At 69.6% G+C, this 17,620-nt stretch carries 20 protein-coding genes; 9 read left to right on the plus strand and 11 right to left on the minus strand.

Annotated features, from left to right (window positions below):
• Positions 1–385 precede the first annotated feature (385 nt).
• Positions 386–676, minus strand: coding sequence for a hypothetical protein (locus tag KGD87_RS20765; RefSeq protein ID WP_284662056.1), 291 nt, complete (start codon positions 674–676; stop codon positions 386–388).
• Here KGD87_RS20765 and KGD87_RS20770 point away from each other — a divergent pair.
• On the plus strand, positions 671–1,051 hold the full coding sequence (locus KGD87_RS20770; protein ID WP_284662057.1) for a winged helix-turn-helix domain-containing protein: 381 nt from the start codon (positions 671–673) through the stop codon (positions 1,049–1,051). The genes KGD87_RS20765 and KGD87_RS20770 overlap by 6 nt on opposite strands.
• Positions 1,052–1,054: 3 nt before the next feature.
• On the opposite strand, the gene tnpC is transcribed toward KGD87_RS20770, so the two are convergent.
• From tnpC to KGD87_RS20805, 7 genes are all read right to left on the minus strand, one after another.
• Positions 1,055–2,461, minus strand: a complete 1,407-nt coding sequence (gene tnpC, locus KGD87_RS20775; RefSeq protein WP_284662058.1) for an IS66 family transposase — start codon at positions 2,459–2,461, stop codon at positions 1,055–1,057.
• A gap of 51 nt (positions 2,462–2,512) precedes the next feature.
• Positions 2,513–2,896, minus strand: a complete 384-nt coding sequence (locus tag KGD87_RS20780) for a hypothetical protein (protein WP_284662059.1) — start codon at positions 2,894–2,896, stop codon at positions 2,513–2,515.
• A gap of 433 nt (positions 2,897–3,329) precedes the next feature.
• Positions 3,330–3,818 (minus strand): serine/threonine protein kinase, encoded by a 489-nt coding sequence (locus KGD87_RS20785; RefSeq protein ID WP_502887953.1) that lies wholly within the window; start codon positions 3,816–3,818, stop codon positions 3,330–3,332.
• 11 nt (positions 3,819–3,829) lie between these two features.
• Positions 3,830–4,774: a DUF2381 family protein gene (locus KGD87_RS20790; protein WP_284662061.1), complete on the minus strand. Its 945-nt coding sequence runs from the start codon at positions 4,772–4,774 to the stop codon at positions 3,830–3,832.
• Between the two features lie 229 nt (positions 4,775–5,003).
• The gene (locus KGD87_RS20795) at positions 5,004–5,393 is read right to left on the minus strand and encodes a translation initiation factor (protein WP_284662062.1); all 390 of its coding nucleotides are present in this window, start codon (positions 5,391–5,393) and stop codon (positions 5,004–5,006) included.
• A gap of 18 nt (positions 5,394–5,411) precedes the next feature.
• Entirely contained in the window at positions 5,412–6,824 is a 1,413-nt protein-coding gene (locus tag KGD87_RS20800; RefSeq protein ID WP_284662063.1) for a vitamin K epoxide reductase/DsbA family protein, read from the minus strand.
• Complete coding sequence (locus tag KGD87_RS20805) at positions 6,821–7,147, minus strand: cupin domain-containing protein (RefSeq protein WP_284662064.1); 327 nt, start codon at positions 7,145–7,147, stop codon at positions 6,821–6,823. Before KGD87_RS20805 ends, KGD87_RS20800 begins: the two co-directional genes overlap by 4 nt.
• Positions 7,148–7,185: 38 nt before the next feature.
• Here KGD87_RS20805 and ygfZ point away from each other — a divergent pair, with 38 nt between their 5' ends.
• From ygfZ to KGD87_RS20830, 5 genes are all read left to right on the plus strand, one after another.
• Positions 7,186–8,256 (plus strand): CAF17-like 4Fe-4S cluster assembly/insertion protein YgfZ, encoded by a 1,071-nt coding sequence (gene ygfZ, locus KGD87_RS20810; RefSeq protein ID WP_284662065.1) that lies wholly within the window; start codon positions 7,186–7,188, stop codon positions 8,254–8,256.
• Between the two features lie 25 nt (positions 8,257–8,281).
• Entirely contained in the window at positions 8,282–9,106 is an 825-nt protein-coding gene (locus tag KGD87_RS20815) for a hypothetical protein (protein ID WP_284662066.1), read from the plus strand.
• A gap of 112 nt (positions 9,107–9,218) precedes the next feature.
• The gene (locus tag KGD87_RS20820; protein WP_284662067.1) at positions 9,219–10,715 is read left to right on the plus strand and encodes a fused MFS/spermidine synthase; all 1,497 of its coding nucleotides are present in this window, start codon (positions 9,219–9,221) and stop codon (positions 10,713–10,715) included.
• A complete protein-coding gene (locus KGD87_RS20825) occupies positions 10,712–11,170 on the plus strand; it encodes a hypothetical protein (RefSeq protein ID WP_284662068.1) in 459 nt (152 codons plus the stop codon). The genes KGD87_RS20820 and KGD87_RS20825 overlap by 4 nt, the downstream gene beginning before the upstream one ends.
• On the plus strand, positions 11,167–11,652 hold the full coding sequence (locus KGD87_RS20830; protein WP_284662069.1) for a hypothetical protein: 486 nt from the start codon (positions 11,167–11,169) through the stop codon (positions 11,650–11,652). Before KGD87_RS20825 ends, KGD87_RS20830 begins: the two co-directional genes overlap by 4 nt.
• 85 nt (positions 11,653–11,737) lie before the next feature.
• Here the strand turns inward: KGD87_RS20830 and maiA are convergent, their stop codons facing one another.
• The 3 genes from maiA to KGD87_RS20845 form a co-directional block, all read right to left on the minus strand.
• The gene (gene maiA, locus KGD87_RS20835) at positions 11,738–12,397 is read right to left on the minus strand and encodes a maleylacetoacetate isomerase (protein ID WP_284662070.1); all 660 of its coding nucleotides are present in this window, start codon (positions 12,395–12,397) and stop codon (positions 11,738–11,740) included.
• The gene (locus tag KGD87_RS20840; protein ID WP_163783514.1) at positions 12,394–13,374 is read right to left on the minus strand and encodes a fumarylacetoacetate hydrolase family protein; all 981 of its coding nucleotides are present in this window, start codon (positions 13,372–13,374) and stop codon (positions 12,394–12,396) included. The genes maiA and KGD87_RS20840 overlap by 4 nt, the downstream gene beginning before the upstream one ends.
• A 195-nt stretch (positions 13,375–13,569) precedes the next feature.
• On the minus strand, positions 13,570–13,842 hold the full coding sequence (locus KGD87_RS20845; RefSeq protein ID WP_284662071.1) for a hypothetical protein: 273 nt from the start codon (positions 13,840–13,842) through the stop codon (positions 13,570–13,572).
• Positions 13,843–14,046: 204 nt separating this feature from the next.
• Here KGD87_RS20845 and KGD87_RS20850 point away from each other — a divergent pair, with 204 nt between their 5' ends.
• The 3 genes from KGD87_RS20850 (at position 14,047) to serA (ending at position 17,614) form a co-directional block, all read left to right on the plus strand.
• Positions 14,047–14,424, plus strand: a complete 378-nt coding sequence (locus KGD87_RS20850) for a SpoIIAA family protein (protein WP_176418514.1) — start codon at positions 14,047–14,049, stop codon at positions 14,422–14,424.
• Positions 14,425–14,539: 115 nt separating this feature from the next.
• Positions 14,540–16,177, plus strand: a complete 1,638-nt coding sequence (locus KGD87_RS20855; protein ID WP_284662072.1) for a serine protease — start codon at positions 14,540–14,542, stop codon at positions 16,175–16,177.
• Positions 16,178–16,360: 183 nt separating this feature from the next.
• A complete protein-coding gene (serA, locus tag KGD87_RS20860; protein ID WP_284662073.1) occupies positions 16,361–17,614 on the plus strand; it encodes a phosphoglycerate dehydrogenase in 1,254 nt (417 codons plus the stop codon).
• The last annotated feature ends 6 nt before the right edge of the window (positions 17,615–17,620 follow it).

Genomic DNA, 17,620 nt, shown 5'->3' on the forward strand with positions numbered 1-17,620 from the left:
TGGAGAGCCCGACCACGGGGCGGCGTGTTCCCGGGTCACACGCCGTCGCCCCAGGGAGCTTCAGCAGCGCCTCCGCCACATCGCGTAGGAGGCTTATCGGGATGGATGCATCCCCTGTAGGCATCTCCACAGACGGCACTTCCGACCATGGGCCTCTCGCAAACTCCGCTTCGGAAGCGGTCATCGAGATTGGCGTGGACGCGACGCAGCCGCCCAGGAGAAGGAGCGCGGCGCCGAGCTTGATGGTGCCGAAAAAGGCCATTGAAGGGGATTATAGACGAGATCGCGGAGACAACGTGGCCCTGCTCCAGACGCACTGCGGAAGAAGTACGAGGTCCGCCATTTCAATGTTGATGACGTCAGGCCCCCCTGCATGCGCGATCGGTTAGCGCGCGGCGGAGCCAAGGGCCTGCTCTCGCTTGCGTCGAGTACGCTCGCGGCGTTGGTTGCGTGAACGCACGGTGATGGTGGCAATGAGGATGATGCGCTCTTCGAGCTGGGCCAGGGTGACGCCGCGATTCATCATCATCGCGGAGAGGAGCAGCGGCGCGCATCGGGTCAATGCGAGGACGAGCGCGAGCTGGGTGGTGGCGTGAGGACCGTGCTTGTCCTCGAGTAACCGTTCAGGGGTGGTGTTGAGGCCGTCGTCGCGGTGTGCAACCCGTGGCGGATGCACACGAAAACCCCTGCGACGCTGGAATCGAAGATTGAACGACTGGTCCACGAGCACATGGTGGAGCAGCAACGCCTGGTGAAGGCGGCGGTGGAGCGAGCGTTCTCGGTGTTGGCTCCCGCGCCCTCCGTGGCGATGCAGCGGCGGGGGACGAGAATCCGACGCTCTTCAGGTGCCGTGGCCAACCTCGCGAAGCGGTTGCTCGAGGCGGTGCAGGCGTGTCCGGGCGAGACGATGACGGTCATCGCCGCGCACGTCGGAGAAAAGCCACGGGCGCTTCATCGGCCGATGATGCGTTTGAAGCAAGAGGGCCGCGTGCGCAGCGCAGGAGAGCGGAACGCGACGCGCTACTTCCCCATGGGCGGGAAGGCCACGTAGCGCTCAGGGCGCGGCGAAGAGCGAGGGCGGGGGCGCCCCCGTCCGGGCGGTGGTGCAGCAGGCCGTCAGGAATTCGAGCACGTTCTTTTCCTGCTTGCGGGCGGTGTGCGCCACCGTCATCACCCTTTCGGCGAAGAGGTTCCCCCGGGTGCTCTGCGTGCCGAAGCTTCGCTTGCGCCACAGGACGAAGGCGCGCAACTCGCGCTCCGCGTGGTTATTGGTGGGCTCGACTCCCTCCCTGTCGACGAAAGTCCACAGCGCCGCCCGGTGCTCGAGGATGTCCTCACAGGAGCCGGAGACGTGCGGCAGCCTCGCGGCCACCGCGCGCTCAAGCAGGGCCTCCACCTGGGCGCGTACCGGGGCCATGCGCCCTTGCAGCGTGTCCCGCTGCAATTCGCCGCTCCGGAGTCGCCCCCAGTAGTCGAAGAGGATGCCGATGTAGTCGAGGAACTCGCGCCCAATCGCTCCGGCTGGCCCGTCGCGCTCCGAGAAGGAAATGGCCTTCCTCAAGAGGTGGGCCCAGCACACCTGCCGCGCTTCCATGGCCCAGAAATTCAGCGCGGTGGCGCGGTCGCTCACGAGGACACCGAGCTTCAGGCCGAAGAGCGCTGCGAGCGTCCGCGACTTGCCGTCCGTCAGAATCTTGAAGACGGTGGCCATTGACGAGGCGATGGTCCACAGCGCGCGCGCCTGGCAACCCTCAAGCCACTGGGTGCCGTCCGTGTGCTTCACCGGCGCCGACAACACCTGGGCCCAGGCCTCGTCCACCGCGGGCTTCACCGCCTCGCTGACGCGCGCCTCGACGGCGCTCACCGCCCCCAGAGAAATGTCGATGCCCAGCACATCCCCCAGAAGCCTCACCGCCGAGCGCCGACTCAGGTGGTAGACGCCCGTCAAAAGGCCAACGACGGCCGATAGCCGCGGGCCGAAGGGCGACGCCGGAATCGGCGCGGTGCTTGCCCACGTCTCATGGTTGCACCTGGGGCACTCCACGCCATGGCGCACCCACTGCGTGACGTGGGCCTTGAGCGGCGGCAATTCCACGGATTGGTAGCGCCGCACCCGCGTGCCGCCTTCGGGCGAGAGGGGAGTCCAGCAATTCTCACACGCGGACGGGAAGAGGTGCTTGAACTCGCTCACCTTCTCCTCGGCAACCAGCGCGCGTGTCAGGCCTTTGTGTCCCGGCTGACCCCCGCGCTTCTTCCCACTCCCGCTCTGCTTGCGCCGCTCCGCCTTCTGCCCCGGAGTATCGCTCGACGGTGGCCGGTTCGAGTTGACCGAGTTCCGCCGCAACTGCTCCCGCAACTCCTGCACCAGTCGAGTCAGTTCCTCGACTTGACGCTCGAGCTCCGCGATGCGCGCATCCTTGGGGTCGACCTCGGCCACGACACGCCGTGTCCCATGCCCCACGCCGCGTTAGCGAGCGACGAGCCTACCGTCGGCTGCTGGCCTGCTCCTTCTTCAACCGCCCATCCCACCTGAACGCTTACGCTCGGAGGCCTTGCGCATCTCGTTCAGCAACGGCTCCAGGGCGTCCGGGACGGCGTGGAGGGGGAACGTCCGCGTGGCGATGTCCTCTCCGTCGGAGCTCTCACCCACCGACACCGTCTTCGTGTCGGGCGGCAACTCCGTGGTCACCGGAAGGGCGCTGAAGTCAATGTCGCCATGCAGTTGCTTCAGCCGCGCGTACGTCCCGGGGGACAGCTCGGCCTCGTAGTAGCCAATCTCCTGCCGCCCCAGGAAGTTGTTCGACAGGTCCACGGAGCCCTTGCCGGTCGGAGGAAACGCGGCGCCCAAGGAGCCATTCGGCAGGTCCATGAACAGCACCAGGTAACCCTTGCTCATCACGTCTCCTTCGCGCTGGAAATGACTGCCAGCGACAGGTCGCCCGTGGGACGACACGGGGCGCGACTCCCTCCGCGTGGCAGTGGGCGCGGCGCCCACCATCCGCTTCACCATCTACGCCTTGAATGCATCCGTGTACGACACTGCGTCCTGCCTGCTCTCGCCCCCCTGGGCGTTGTCAGCTCGGCAGGTCAGCCGAGGCGACAACTTCCCTGACACAGGGGGCTACGAGCGCTCCCCGGAGATCGGCGGGCGCGCAAGTGCCGTGAGGCCCCGCGCCGCTCGCAGGAACCTGCTCACCATCCCGTTGTCGCCCACTCCCTACAGGCGTCAGAGTCGCTCGCTCAAACCGCTACGCACGCCTCTTCATCCGAGCCGCTGTGTCCGCAACGACGCAGGTAGCAGCCCCGGGCGTGGTCAGCCGAACGAGCGGTCACCGGAACGCATCGACGATGGAGACAGCCGCCATGGAGCCATCGAGAATGGCCGTGCCCGGCTTTGACTCGGGCCGCTTCCGCAACTGGTCCTCACTCAGTCGTGCCACCGCGCAAATCGGCACCTTATCGCCGTCCGGCGGGTAGGCCTCGTAGTAGCGGATGACCACCTGCGGACCGCTCGTCCAAACTTGCCCGTACAAGCGAGTCGTCGTCTCGAGGATGCCCATATCGCGCATGAGGACGCTTTCGACCGGGCCATCGTAGAGGGTGATGCGGCGAGACCTCATCTGGTTCGCGTCGAGCTCCACCAACGAGGAATCCCCAACGCGCAGCCGCAAGATGCGCATCGTCTTCAGCGCCTCCTCCGAGCACTCTTGCAGCCCCGGAGTGCCGTCCGGGCGCAGCGCGACGCCTCCGGGCGTGGTGCAGCCGGAAGTCGTGGCGAGCAGGGCGGCAGTGATGCTCAGCAGAGCGGTGGTGCGCATGACCGGCATTTCTACTGCCGAATCAGGGTGCGATCCATCCTCACCATGACCTGCTGGTTTCCGTCGGACCGAAAAATCTGGAGGGCAAGGTCCACGAGTTGCCCGTCCTTTTCAAAGGCGCTCTTGTCCACCACGACCGCGATGGTTCCTGACTGCCCCTGGGCAATCGCGGAGCGAGTCATCCGAAGCGCGAAGGACTGCTTCGTGTAGCTGGTCAGGTCGCGCGTCAGGTAGGCCCCCGCGAACTCCCAGGTATCGCCATGGTTGGTGTTCTTGAGGGTGATGAGCGCTGCCGCTTTGCCGGGCCCTGAGAAGACCTCAACGAGCATTTCCATGTCCGGGTCCTTCGGGCGGGCCGCCATCACGAATCGAAAAGGCGTCTTCTTCGCGTGCCCGTTCGCAAGGAGCGTCGCGTAGGCGTGATCGACGGAGTTCTCTTCCTTGCGGTAGCGCTCATTCTCTTCAGCAAGCGTGTCGTTCTTCTTGAGTGCATCCATCAGGGCCGCATGCATGGCCGCATAGCTCTCCCTGTCTTTGAACACGTCGACCTGCTGGTCCAGAATCGGCGGCCACCCCCCGTCCCGCTTGTGCCAAGGTGGCCTCACGAGGAACGGGATTTCGGTCCCATCCGCCAGTGTCACGAGCAAGGGGATTCCTTCGTCCCTGTTGAGGTCCCGGATGGGCTCGAGGAGCACCTTGTTGCGGACCACCGCCAGCGGTTCGAGCCGCCCCTCCCAATCGCTCATCTTCGTCTTGTCAGCATCTACCAACTGCTCGAACCGCAGCGTCGTGACCATCTGCCCCTTCACATAGATAGGGCGAGTGCCGTCAGTCGGGTGCTCGGAGAGCATGATGAGACGCACAGAGGGCTTGTCACGCTCGTCGCTGGCATGAGCGACTGACGAGGCCGCGAGAACGAGAAGCAGGACAGCCCGGATGGGTAGGCGCGTTTGCATGTCCTTGCCAACGTAGCAGGAGGGGTTCGGAGCATCCAACCCTCGCGTGCCGCGCCTGCGGGGTGCTGTCCATCGCGCTGCTCGGACCACTCACGAGATGCCAGCGCGGTGAGGCGGCAAGCCCCAGGCGTAAGATCCCGCCAGCCACGCGCCACCTGGCACAGGGAATGGCCGACGTCGGAACGTGAGAGCAAGCCTGGGACGGGGGGGAAGAACCCGAGGAGCCCGCTCAGCCGACCGTGACCTTCCGCACGCCCCGAGCCTCCAGCAGCGCGGGCAGCCGCTCACGCTGGTCGCCCTGAAGCACCAGCGTGTCGTCCTCCACCACGCCGCCGCAGCCGAGCGAGTTCTTCAGCGCCTTGAGCCACACTTCGCGCTGAGCCGCGGGCAGCTCCAGGTGCTCCACCACCGTGACTTCCTTGCCGCCACGGCCCTTGCGCTCCATGCGCACCACGGCGCGCGCGGGGCCCTTGGGCTGCGCCTTCACAGGCGCCTGAGCCACGGGGACGGCGGGAGCCTGGGGCAAGGCCTCCCGCTGCACCGAGAGCGCGGCGAACGGATTGTTGAACGGAGCCGCCGGTGCCGCTGGCGGCTCACCCTTCTTGTCGCGCTTGCCCATGGTGCGGGTGCCGCGTCCTCAGTGGTTGTGGCCCGCGTGGTCGTCGTGGCCATGTCCACCGGCCGGGCGCGGGCGCGGCGGGGGCAGCACGTCGAAGGCGGGGGCGCTCGGGTTGCCGTCCGCCATCACCAGCGCGTAGATGAACGGCGCGGAGGGCATCACCTCGCGGCCATTCACCAGCACCAGCGGCGTCCCCTGGATGTGGTGGCGCAGGGCGTAGCGAGAGTCCTCTTGAAGCTTCGCCGTCGTCGCCGGGCTGTTCATGCACACCTCCAGCTGTGAGCGCGGCACCGAGCCGGACGACGCAATCTCCACCGCCCGCTCCGTGTCCAGCACGGCCTGCGCGGCGAACATCTTCTCCCGCAGCTCCCAGTAGTCCGGCGCGCCCTCCAGGCAGATCTGCGCACGGGCCGCCACGCAGCGCACGCTGGGCGCGTCCGGCCCACGGCGAGGAATCGCCGGGTTGCACGCCCCATCCAGCGGGAACTGGCGAGCCTCCAGCGACAGCTTCCCTTCCGGGACGCGCTTCTTCAGCGCGGCCAGCTCCTCCACCAGCATCTTGCAGTGGGGGCACTTGCTGTCCGTCCACTCGACAATCTTCACCGGCGCATCCACCGGCCCATAGCGATGACGCGCGGGCGACGCGGCGGGCTGCGGCGTCTCGCTGCGGTACGCGGCCAGCGAGTCCGAGATGAACTGCTGATGCTGCGGCGGCAACGAGCGCAGGAACTCCTCCAGCGACGCGGGCGGAGGCGGTGGCGTCTGCGGCGTCACCCCCGGCATCGGCGTGTTGGCCACCTGCGGCACGGGCGGCAGCAGCGCGGCACCGGACGCCTCCGACGCCTTGGGCGTGGCCCGGCCGGGGAGCAGCGCCGCCAGGAAGACCGCGGCCGTGACGCCCACCGTCCACTTCAGCGTGGCGCCCCACTCACCCGCGCCGGGCAGCAGCGGTCCGGGCAGGCCCTTCCAGGCCACGCCCGCGAAGGCCACCACCAGCGCATAGGTCGCCAGACACGTGGGGCACAGCGCGCCCGACTGCGCGCTGGCCACGACGAAGACGGCCACGGACACCAGGCCCGCGACGGCCACCAGCCGCAGCCCGTTGGCCGCCGGACGCACCGGCCGACCCGAGCGGGCCCACGTCAGGAACAGGGCGGACAGGCCCACCGCGACCAGGCCCCACACGAGCCCCAGGGCCGCCACGGGCAGGCCCACCAGGTCATGCACGCGGCTGGCGAAAGGGGAGTTCCACACCGTCTCGCAGTTCACCGTGTCGGAGACGCCGCACACGGTGGAGCCGCCACCGCGCAGGGTGAGCAGCTGCATCCACTGGAAGATGGCCAGGCCACTCTCCGCGAGGCCCAGGACCAGCAGCGCCAGCGCGCCACGGGTCGCCACGGGAGTGGGCGAAGGGGAAGACGTCGAGCTCATGCATGCTCCGGGGGCGGGGACATCAGAACGAGGAGGCGGGCGGCCTCGGGGCCGTCATTGGCGACGCCGTGCTCGGCGCCCGCGGGGGCGAAAATGGCGGCGCCAGGGCCGTGGACTTCTTCTTCGGCGCCCACACGGAAGCGGCAGCGCCCGTCGAGGACGACATACACCTTGTCCGACGCGGCGTGGCGGTGGGGCTTCTGGGCCTGCCCCGGCCGCAGGCAGTACACGTCCAGGAAGAACCGGCCGGACTGGAAGACGTTGTGCTTCAGGAGCTTCTCTGGCGAGAAGTCCTGGAAGGACGACAGGTGCTTCACATCCATCGTGGCATTCGCTCCTTCGCCTCTATATAGCGACGGACATGGAACCGCTGTCTCTGCATTTTCTTCACGAGAAGGCGGGCGCCCGCTTTGGCGCGGTGGGCGGCCGGGAAACCGTGGCCGGGTATGGAGACTCGGAGGAAGCGTACCGGGCGGCCAAGGCGTCCGTGGCCCTCCATGATGCCTCCTACCGCGAAACCCTCCGAATCACTGGAGAGGACCGGGCCTCTTTCCTACACGGGATGGTCACCCAGGAGGTGAACAACCTGCCCGTGGGCACCGCGGCCTATGCCGCCATGGTGACCGCCAAGGGGGCCATGGTGGCGGACGCCCGCATCCTCAAGCGGGAGGCGGACCTCCTCCTGGATGTGGAGCCCGGCACCGGCGCCAAGGTGCGGGAGTTCCTGGACAAATACCTCATTTCCGAGGACGCCGAGCTGCACGAGGCCACGGGGGAGCTGGCCCTGCTTCGGCTGCTCGGGCCCCGGACTGCGGACGTCCTGTCGGCCGCCCTGGGCAGCCCCCATGCGCCGCTGTCGCACCATGCCGCCCGCACGGGCACCCTGGCGGGCCAGGAGGTCTGGCTGCTGGGGAGCACCGCCATCGAGCCCCACGGCGTCGACGTGTGGGTGCCGCGCGCCGGGCTGGAGGCCGTCTGGCAGGCCCTGTCCAACGCGGGCGCCGCTCACGGGCTGAAGCCCCTGGGCTTCGAGGCCCTGGAGCTGCTCCGCGTGGAGGCCGGCGTGCCCCGGTACGGCCAGGACATGGTGGACACCACCATTCCGCTGGAGGCCAACCTGGCGAACGCCATCTCCTACAACAAGGGTTGCTACATCGGGCAGGAGGTCATCGCCCGCGCCACCTTCCGCGGCCACATGAACCGCAAGCTGACGGGGCTGCTGCTGGGCGACGCGGACGTGGCCCCCGGCACCGAGCTGCGGCGCGGGGAGAAGAAGGTGGGCTGGCTGACCAGCGTGGTGCAGTCGCCTGTCGCGGGGCAGCGGGTGGCCCTGGGCTACGTGCACCGGGACTCGCTGGAGCCGGGCACCGAGCTGACCCTGGCGGCGGGCCCCGCCACGGTGAAGGTGGCGTCCCTCCCCTTCTCCGCGTGAAACAGTCCCAGCATACTGGTGCGCCATGGCCCCTGGCTCACCGAGCACCCTGCTTCGCTCCCCGCTGCTGCTCGCGGCGCTGTCCCTCTTCCTGACGGGCTGCTTCAACGTCGAGCAGGACCTCTGGATTGAGCCAGGCGGTTCGGCGCGGCTGGTCGTCGACATGGGGATGCCCAAGTCATTGACGGCCCTGGCGCGGCTGGGCGGCGATTCGAACGCCAAGGAGGCGCTGCTCTCGAAGGCGCGCGAAGCCGAGCAGGCGCTGCGCCAGGACCCGGCAGTCTCCCAGGTGATGCTCCGGGACTACGAGAAGGACGGCCAGGTCCATCTCGTCTACGACGTGACGGTGAAGGACGTCACCCGGCTCCCGGAGCTCTACCGCCGCGCCGCCGACCAGCACGGCAAGGGCCAACCGTCGTCGCCGAAGGATGCGTGGGACGTCCGCATCGAGCGCCAGGGCGGGGACTACGTCTACACCCAGCGCTTCAACCCGGAGAAGGCCTTCGCCGCGCCGGCCGGCATCGGTGACGACGCCGCGGAGCAGGCCGCCCAGGAGCTGGCGAAGAGCATGGTGAAGGCCATGCTCGTCAACAACCGCCTCACCCTCCGCATCCACGGCCCTGGCATCGGCGAGACGAACGGCACGGTGAACGAGCAGAAGGACTCCGTGGAGTGGAAGCTCAACCTCGCGGAGCTGATGGACGCCCCCGCCGAGGGCCGCGAGCTCCGCGCCGTCATTCACGGCGGCGAGCCGCTCTGGCTGTGGCCGGCGGTGCTGGGCGTCCCCCTCGCGGTGCTGCTGCTGACGGTCGCCGCCGCCCGGAAGCGCCGGGGCGTCGCCACCCGATAGCGCGCCTCCCCTGGCACGCCTGTCATGGTGCCCCTGCCGTCGCTGTCCCTCCGCACCAGTCATTTCGAGGGCTTCTCGCTGGAACGGACCTTGCTGATGCAGGCGCCCGAGCATGCGCCCCACGTCTTCGCTGACATGGCTGTCCTTCATCACCGGCATGACGGTCATGGCGTCGGAGATGGCGGCGTCACGACTGATGGCGCCCTACTTCGGCAGCAGCACGCCCGTCTGGGCCGCGCTCATCTCCCTGGTCCCGGGTGGGCTCGCGGTGGGCGCGCGGTTGGGAGGCCGCGCGGCGGACCGCTCGGGGCGCCTGACGCCGCTGCTGAGCGCGCTCTGCCTCAGTGCGCTCGCCCTGGCCCTGCTGCCCTTCCTCGCGCGGGCGCTGCTTCCCGGCGCCACGGCCGCGATGTTGGGGGGACGCCCCGTGGAGGGATTGGGCCGCGTGGCCTTGCTGCTGGTGGTGGCGGTGCCGCCCCTGCTGGTGCTGGGCGCCGTGGGTCCCTACGTGCTGCGCGTGGGGCTGGCGGGCGTGGCGTCAGCGGGCGCGCATGCCGGACGGCTGTCTTCCGCGTCCACGGTGGGCAGCATCACCGGGACGCTGCTGGCGGCCTTCGTCGTGCTGCCGCTGCTGGGCACCGCGCGCACCATGGCGCTCTTCGCGGCGGCGCTGGGGCTCACGGCCTCCTGGCACCTGGGGTGGCGGTGGCGGCTGCCCGCGGTGGGCGTGCCCGTGGTGGCGCTGGCCTTGGGCGTCCACGCCCTGCCCCGCGGCCCCCAGGCCGTGGAGGTGGCCGAGTCCCCCTATGCCTTCATCCAGGTGATGAAGGACGAACACGGCACCCGCTCGCTCGTCTTCGATGAGGGCTACGCGGTGCAGAGCGTCCACCGGCCCGGCCTGCCGGTGCGCGGAGAGGTCTTCGGGCACTACCTGCTGGTCCCCGCCATGGCCCAGACAGCGCCACGAGCGCCCCGGGTGCTGGTCCTGGGTCTGGGCGCGGGCACGAGCGCCAGGGGCCTGCGAGAGACGTACCCGGGCGTGGAGGTGGTGGGCGTGGAGCTGGACGCGGAGGTGGTGCGGCTGGGCCGTGCGCACTTCGACCTGCCCTCCGAGGTGGAGGTCCACGTGGGAGACGCGCGCGCCTTCCTCACGCGCGACACCCGCCAGTACGACGTCATCCTGGTCGACGCGTTCCGCTTCCCATACGTCCCCTTCCACCTGACGACGCGCGAGTTCGCCTCCGCCGTGGCCGCGCGCCTGAAGCCCGGTGGCGTGGCCTGCTTCAACGTGGGGCGCTACGCGCAGGAGCGCGCGGTGGTGGAGGCCGTGGGCGCCACGCTGGCCACCGTCTTCCCAGAGGTCCGGGCCGCCGACGCGCGCAACCACAGCAACACGCTGCTCTTCGCCGGAGCCCCGGGGCTCGCGGAGCGGCTCGCGGAGCGCACCCCGTCACTACCCGCCTCGCTGCGCCCGCTGGCGGAGCGCGTGGCCGGAGAGCTGAAGCCGGTGCCCGCGGGTGCGCCGCTAACGGACGACCAGGCCCCGGTGGAGCTGCTCACGGACGCCATCCTCCTGCGGGCCCTGTCGAGCGGGAAGCGGCTCCAATGAAGCGCCTGCCCGGCATGCCGGAGTTCCTCGCGCCGCTGCCCCTGTGCGCGGTGGCGCTGATGGCGGTGAATGACCGCTGGCTCAAGCCCGCCTTCCACAACGCCCTCACCGGCAAGCTGTCCGACGTCGCCATCTGCTTCTTCCTGCCGCTCTACGTGTCCGCGCTGCTGGCGCTGGTGACGCGCTGGCCCAGGGCGCGCCGGGTGGCCGTGGGCGCGGCCTTCACCGCGTGCCTCTACACCGCGCTCAACGTCTCCCAGCCCGCCGCGGACCTCTTCTGTGAGCTGCTGCGGCCCCTGGGCGCGCCGCTCGGCATCCGGAGCTTCCGCGCCTGGGCCGACCCCACCGACCTCGTCACCTTGCCGCTCGTCTGGGTGGCGGTGCGCTACAGCCGCGCCACCCCCCGCGAACCGGCGCCCCTCCCCGCCTCGTCCCCCACTGGAGTCAACGCGTGAAAGTCATCCTGATGAACCTCGCGGCCACCGCCGCGCTCGCCACCACGGCGGTGCTGCTCGTCGCGGACTCGGGAGGGAAGGACTGCTACCAGCCCGCCCAGAGCGTCACCTTCGACGTGGGCCACAACACCTGCGGAGCGCCGGGCCTCCTCCAGGTGAGCACCCCTCAAGACGACTGCCGCCTGGACGTGGCGGTGGAGGAACGCACGGGACTGCCCACCAGGGGAGCTGTCTACGCGGGCACGGTGGACATCCTCCAGGGCGACAACTGGTATCTGGCGGATACGAACGTCGTCATCACCTTGAGCACCGACGGAGGAACCTCGCCAGCCGACGCGGGCAGCGGCGCGGCGGTCGAGGTCAACCGCGCGTGCGAGGTCCTGCGCGAGGGCGAGGTCCTCCGCCTGAAGTGCACCGCGCGCAGGGCGGACCTCGGCAACGAGCAGGTGCACGCCTGCGAGGCCGTGCTCACCCCGCGCTGAGCACCCCGGCGGCCAGTACCCACGCGCCGCCCAGCACCCACTCAGCGGCGGCCACGCCCGGACAGGCGTAGCCGCCACACACGCCTCAGGCGGGAACCGCGTCCGGCTGCCGGTCGGGCTGGGCGGCCTGGAAGGCGGGCAGCGCCTGGCACTCGGCTTCGATGCGCAGCAGCGTGGGGTACGCCGCCAGGTCCACGCCGAAGCGGCGCGCGCCGTAGAGCTGCGGCACCAGGCACACGTCCGCGAGCGACACCGCGTCCCCGACACAGAAGCGCCCCGCGGTGGACTGCACCGCCGCCTCCAGCGCCTCCAGCCCCCGCGCGTTCCAGTAGGCCGACCACGCCTTGTCGTCCGCGCCCAGCTCCTGCTTGAGGCGCTGCATCACGGACAGGTTCTGCAGGGGCTGGATGCCGGAGTTCACCAGCTCCGCCAGCATCCGGGACTGCGCCCGGAGGAACGCGTCCGCGGGCAGCAGCGCGGGCGCCGGGAAGCGCTCCTCCAGGTACTCCAGCACCGGCAGTGACTGGGAGAGCCTGCGCACCGAGCCATCCGCCTCCGTCCACTCCAGCGTGGGCAGCGTGCGCATGGGGTTGACCGCCCGGTACGCGGCGCCGTGCTGCTCGCCGCCGTCCTTCACCAGGTGCACCGGCACGTAGTCGAACTTCAGCCCCTTCAGGTGCAGGCCGATGCGCACCCGCCACGACGCGGACGAGCGCCAGTAGCTGTAGAGCCGAAGGCCCGTCATGGCACCTTCACCACCTTCTGGGCGATGCGGCCGAACACGCTGCGGCCTTCGGCATCCGTCATCTCGATGTCGATGGTGTCGCCCGGCTTCATGAAGGGCGTCTTCGACTCGCCCTGCTCAATCTTCTCAATCATCCGGCGCTCTGCGAGGCAGGAGATGCCGCGCTCGCGGTCCGCGTTGGACACCGTGCCGCTGCCCAGGATGGTGCCCGCCGTGTAGCTGCGCGTCTTGCACAGGTGCTGGATGAGGTCGAAGAAGGAGAAGTGCATCTCCGGCCCCGCGTCCGTGTCGCCCACCTGCTGCCCGTTGAGCACCGAGCGCAGCCGCAGGTGGATGCGGCCGTCGTGCCAGGCCGCGCCCAGCTCGTCCGGCGTCACCGCGAAGGGGCTGAACGCCGTGGCCGGCTTGCTCTGGAAGAAGCCGAAGCCCTTGGCCAGCTCGTTGGGGATGAGGTTGCGCAGGGACACGTCGTTGGCCAGCATCAGCAGCTTGACGTGCGGCGCCGCGCTCTCCGCCTTCGTGCCCTGGGGCGTGTCACCCAGGATGGCGCAGACCTCGGCTTCGAAGTCCAGGCCCCAGGCCTCGTCGGCCAGGGGGATGTCGGCGGTGGGCGCCAGGAAGTCCCCGGAGCCACCCTGGTACACCAGCGGGTCCGTCTTCAACGTCTCCGGCGGCTCGGCGCCGCGCGCCTTGCGCACCAGGATGACGTGGTTGAGGTACGCGCTGCCGTCCACCCATTCGTAGGCGCGCGGCAGGGGCGCGTGCAGGGCGCCGACGTCCAGCGGGCGGCTCTGCACCGTTCCCGCCTCCAATTGGGCGTCCAGCGCGCGCAGCTGCGGCTCCTTCGTCTCCCAGTCGTCCAGCGCGGCTTGCAGCGTGAGCGCCACGTTGGTGGCCAGCGCATAGGCTGAGTTGTCCCGCTTGACGACGATGAGGCGGCCGTCACGGGTTCCGTCCTTGAGCGTCGCGAGCTTCAATGCCGGGCTCCCCGGCGGCCCCTGAGGAAGAACGGCCGGGCCGCCTCGTGTGTCTGGGCTTTTCCGCCGGGGATTCCGGGGTGTCAAGCAAGACGGACACGCGCCGCGGGAGAAAAGCGAACGGCCGACACGTCGCGAAAAAAGAGCGCACGGGCGAAAACCGGCCGCCCGTGCGCTCCTTGCTGCGTCAGTCACTCACGCCCGGAGCGGATTCACGACCTCGGGGCAGTGCCAGTACGTGTACTCGCAGGCCTCCTGCTCGGCATCGCAGGGCACCTGGATGATGGTGATGGCCTCGCACGGATGGCGGGGCGCCTGGCCCGGGTGTCCACCCCTCGTGCGGCCTTCGTCGGGGAACGCGCCCTGGGTCTCCAGCGCGTCCTTCGCGTCTGGAGGTGGCGTCACCCCCGGCAGCAGGCCCGGGGCGGCGCCCAGCACCGCGCCCAGGACGTACAACTTCGTGTTCATGAAACCCCCTTGCCGGGTGCAGCCGCCGTCGCGCCCCTTCGGCGCGCCGGTACCGGAGCAGCGGCAGGGACGTCAGTACCAGGTGGGTCTGACATTTCCGGCCCTTCCGGACAGGGCCGGGAAGGCGCCGCCATCCGCCCCCCGCTCTAGACGTGTCACCGGCGGCGGCTAGGATGGCGCGCCCGCCCGGAGCCCGTCACCGTCATGCCATTCCAGATTACCGTTCACGCGCAGGACCGCATCCTCGAGGTTGTCTATCCCCCGCAAGTCACCACCGCGGACCTGGCCGAGTACCTGGCCGACGTGAAGAAGGCCATCAATGACCTGGACGGTGAGTGGTCCGCCCTGGTGGACCAGTCCCAGCTCCGGGTGATGCCCAGCGACGTGGTGACGGCCATGGCCAGCCTCAACGCCTTCGCCCAGCTCCACGGCATGAAACGCTCCGCCCGGGTCGTTACGGATGCCCCCTCCGGGCTCCAGGCCTGGCGGATGACGAAGCGCGCCATGCTGAGCATCCCCACCCGCACCTTCGAGACGCGGGGGGAGGCCCTCCAGTGGCTGCGCGACCCCGACGCGGACTGAGGCTCGCGGCGGCCTGTGCGCCTGCCGACAGCAGGAACGCCTTTTTTCACCTATATTGCGCTGGCTCACCCCTGACGGGGGTGGGCCTCACATCTCCCGTAGGAGTGGTTGTCTCATGCGTATCCCCCGGACCGACGCCCGCAGGAAGCTGCTCGGCGCGCTGTTGTGTACCTTCTCCGTCGCGGCCTGTGGGCCGGCCTCGGAGGGTGAGCCCGCTGGCAGCGGCTCCACCGAGCAGCCCGTCGTCTATGGCACCGACGACCGGATGGACGTGTACGCGCACCCCGACGCCACCCTGCGGCAGTACGCCATGCAGGCCAGCGCCGTCATGGTGGACCCGTACGAGATTGACGACTCGGACCCCAACAACGTCGTCTTCGACAGCATCACCCTGGGCGACTGGCTCAACCTCTGCCCGGGCCAGCGCTTCATCGACGACCCGTCGCCCGGCTACTGCTCGGGCACGCTCATCGACGACGACCTGCTGCTGACCGCCGGCCACTGTGTGACTGGCGCGGCCGACTGCCAGGACTTCAAGTGGGCCTTCAACTTCTATCGGCCCGGCGCGAACGCCCTGCAGACCATGACCACGCAGGACATCTTCAGCTGCAAGGAGATTGTCGTGCGACGCAACAACACCTCGAACGGCCGGACCCTGGACTACGCCATCATCCGCCTGGACCGCCCGGCGACGCCGCGCTTCACGCCCGCGCCCATCCGGGCGGGCAATACCGCCATGGCGGTGGGCGCCAACGTGGCCGTCATCGGCTCGGGCAGCGGCATCCCGCTCAAGATTGACTCGGGCGGCAGTGTGCGCAACGGCCGCGCCAGCACGCTGGACTACTTCGTCGCCACCACCGACACCTTCGCCGGCAACTCCGGCTCCGCCGTCTATGACATGACGGACCGCACCATCGCCGGCGTCCTGGTGCGTGGCGCCGACGACTACGTCACCCAGGGCAGCTGCCGCGTCGTGAACGTGTGCTCGGAGAGCGGGTGCAGCGGCGAGTCCATCACCTATGTCCACCCGGCCATCGAGGCGTTCTGCGCCGCCAACACCAGCGCCCGGCTGTGCAACACCACGCCGCCGCCGCCGACGTCCTTCGACTTCACGGCCAGCAACACCCAGAACGCCACCGTGAACACCACCCGCCACGCGGTGGAGCTCACCGCCGGCCAGAGCCTCACGGTGGGCACCTGCGGCCTGACGGGCGCCAGCTTCACCGGCGACACGTGGCTGCGCGTCAATGGCCCCAGCGGCATCGAGGTCGCCTCCAACGATGACGGCTGCGCCACGGGCCGCGGCTCCAACGTGACGTTCACCGCCGGCGCGGCCGGGACGTACGAAATCATCGCGGGCTGCTACGCGGATACCAGCTGCGGCGGCACGGTGACGTGGACCATCGGCACGGCGACCCCGCCAGCCACCTCCGGCACGTTCAGCTACAGCTCGGTCAACTCCAACAGCGCGCGGCAGAACACCACCCACGAGGACGTCACCCTCACGGCGGGCCAGCGCCTCGCCTTCGGCACCTGCAACGTGGCGGGCGCCTCCGGCACGGGTGACTCGTTCATCCGCCTGTACAACGCCGCCGGCACGCAGGTGAAGTTCAACGACGACGGCGCCGGGTGCGGCTCGCTGTCCCACGTCACCTATACGGTGCCGGCGGGCGCGGGCGGCACGTACCAGCTCCACGCGGGCTGCTACGGCAACACCAGTTGCAGCGGCACGGTGGGCTGGACCGTCCAGTAGTCACACGCCACGCAGCAGGTGGGCACCGCGGGGCGCGTCACTCTTCACGGAGTGGCCGCCCCGCTGGCGCGTCGGGCCGTCCACGGTCATTGCCCGCCGCGGCCCGCGCAGTGATGGACGGGCAGCAGGCAGGCCCCATCCCACCCTTGACAGCCCCGGAGTCCAGGTCTAACGCAAGGCGCCATGAGCACTCCCCAGTTCCCGCCCTCTCCGACGCGCGCCATCAGCAGTGACGGCCCCTTCCGAGCCCTGCTGCTGGAGAACATCCACCCGTCCGCGGGGGAGATGCTGGCCGCGGAGGGCTTCCAGGTGGAGCGCGCCTCGTCCGCCCTCAAGCCGGACGAGCTGGCGGAGCGGCTGAAGGGGGTGCACCTGTTGGGCATCCGCAGCAAGACGACGGTGCCGCTCGCGGCGCTGGCGCACGCGGAGAACCTGCTGGCCATTGGCGCCTTCTGCATCGGCACCAACCAGGTGGACCTGACGTCCGCCAACACGCACGGCATCCCCGTCTTCAACGCGCCGTTCAGCAACACGCGCAGCGTGGCGGAGATGGTGATTGCGGAAGTCATCATCCTGACGCGGCAGCTCTTCGACCGCAGCCGGGAGGTCCACGCGGGCCAGTGGCGCAAGGTGGCCACCGGCAGCCATGAGGTGCGCGGCAAGACGCTGGGCATCATTGGCTACGGCCACATCGGCTCGCAGCTGGGCATCATCGCCGAGGCGCTGGGCATGCGCGTCCTCTACTTCGACGTGATGACCAAGCTGCCAATGGGCAACGCGCAGCCGGCCGTCACGCTGGAGGAGCTGCTCGGCGCCTCCGACTTCGTCACCCTCCACGTGCCCGCGCTGCCCACCACGCACCTGATGATGGGCGCTGACCAGATTGCCCAGATGAAGAAGGGCGCCTGCCTCATCAACGCCAGCCGCGGCACGGTGGTGGACATCGACGCGCTGGCGCGGGCGCTCCAGTCCAGGCACCTGGGCGGGGCCGCGGTGGACGTCTACCCGGAGGAGCCGGAGAGCAACTCGGACGGCTTCGTCACCGCGCTCCAGGGTCTGCCCAACGTCGTCCTGACGCCGCACATCGGCGGGTCCACGGAAGAGGCCCAGGCCTCCATTGGCAAGGAGGTCGCCACCAGCCTGGTGAAGTACTTCAAGTCGGGCGCCAGCACGGGCGCGGTCAACTTCCCGCACATCGAGGCGCCGCTCATCCCGGGCACGCACCGCATCCTCAACGTGCACCGCAACATCCCGGGCGTGCTGCGCGACATCAACCGCATCGTCTCCGACCTCAACGCCAACATCCACGCCCAGGTGCTCAGCACGGACGCCAACATCGGCTACCTGCTGATGGACCTGGACCAGGACGTGTCCACCCCGGTGTGCGAGGCCATCGCCGGGCTGGAGACGGACATCAAGACGCGCATCCTGTCCTGACGTCCG

Origin of the sequence: Myxococcus sp. SDU36, assembly GCF_030168875.1 — a bacterium.
Taxonomy (GTDB): domain Bacteria; phylum Myxococcota; class Myxococcia; order Myxococcales; family Myxococcaceae; genus Myxococcus; species Myxococcus vastator.

Excerpts from the sequence above, each read along its gene's own strand:
- KGD87_RS20845 (WP_284662071.1), bottom strand. The coding sequence starts at position 13,842 with ATGAACACGAAGTTGTACGTCCTGGGCGCGGTGCTGGGCGCCGCCCCG.
- KGD87_RS20795 (WP_284662062.1), bottom strand. The coding sequence starts at position 5,393 with ATGGGCAAGCGCGACAAGAAGGGTGAGCCGCCAGCGGCACCGGCGGCT.
- KGD87_RS20805 (WP_284662064.1), bottom strand. The coding sequence starts at position 7,147 with ATGGATGTGAAGCACCTGTCGTCCTTCCAGGACTTCTCGCCAGAGAAG.
- KGD87_RS20785 (WP_502887953.1), bottom strand. The coding sequence starts at position 3,818 with ATGCGCACCACCGCTCTGCTGAGCATCACTGCCGCCCTGCTCGCCACG.
- KGD87_RS20855 (WP_284662072.1), top strand. The coding sequence starts at position 14,540 with ATGCGTATCCCCCGGACCGACGCCCGCAGGAAGCTGCTCGGCGCGCTG.
- KGD87_RS20820 (WP_284662067.1), top strand. The coding sequence starts at position 9,219 with ATGCGCCCCACGTCTTCGCTGACATGGCTGTCCTTCATCACCGGCATG.
- KGD87_RS20770 (WP_284662057.1), top strand. The coding sequence starts at position 671 with ATGCACACGAAAACCCCTGCGACGCTGGAATCGAAGATTGAACGACTG.
- serA (WP_284662073.1), top strand. The coding sequence starts at position 16,361 with ATGAGCACTCCCCAGTTCCCGCCCTCTCCGACGCGCGCCATCAGCAGT.
- ygfZ (WP_284662065.1), top strand. The coding sequence starts at position 7,186 with ATGGAACCGCTGTCTCTGCATTTTCTTCACGAGAAGGCGGGCGCCCGC.
- KGD87_RS20790 (WP_284662061.1), bottom strand. The coding sequence starts at position 4,774 with ATGCAAACGCGCCTACCCATCCGGGCTGTCCTGCTTCTCGTTCTCGCG.
- KGD87_RS20815 (WP_284662066.1), top strand. The coding sequence starts at position 8,282 with ATGGCCCCTGGCTCACCGAGCACCCTGCTTCGCTCCCCGCTGCTGCTC.
- KGD87_RS20850 (WP_176418514.1), top strand. The coding sequence starts at position 14,047 with ATGCCATTCCAGATTACCGTTCACGCGCAGGACCGCATCCTCGAGGTT.
- KGD87_RS20825 (WP_284662068.1), top strand. The coding sequence starts at position 10,712 with ATGAAGCGCCTGCCCGGCATGCCGGAGTTCCTCGCGCCGCTGCCCCTG.
- maiA (WP_284662070.1), bottom strand. The coding sequence starts at position 12,397 with ATGACGGGCCTTCGGCTCTACAGCTACTGGCGCTCGTCCGCGTCGTGG.
- KGD87_RS20780 (WP_284662059.1), bottom strand. The coding sequence starts at position 2,896 with ATGAGCAAGGGTTACCTGGTGCTGTTCATGGACCTGCCGAATGGCTCC.
- KGD87_RS20800 (WP_284662063.1), bottom strand. The coding sequence starts at position 6,824 with ATGAGCTCGACGTCTTCCCCTTCGCCCACTCCCGTGGCGACCCGTGGC.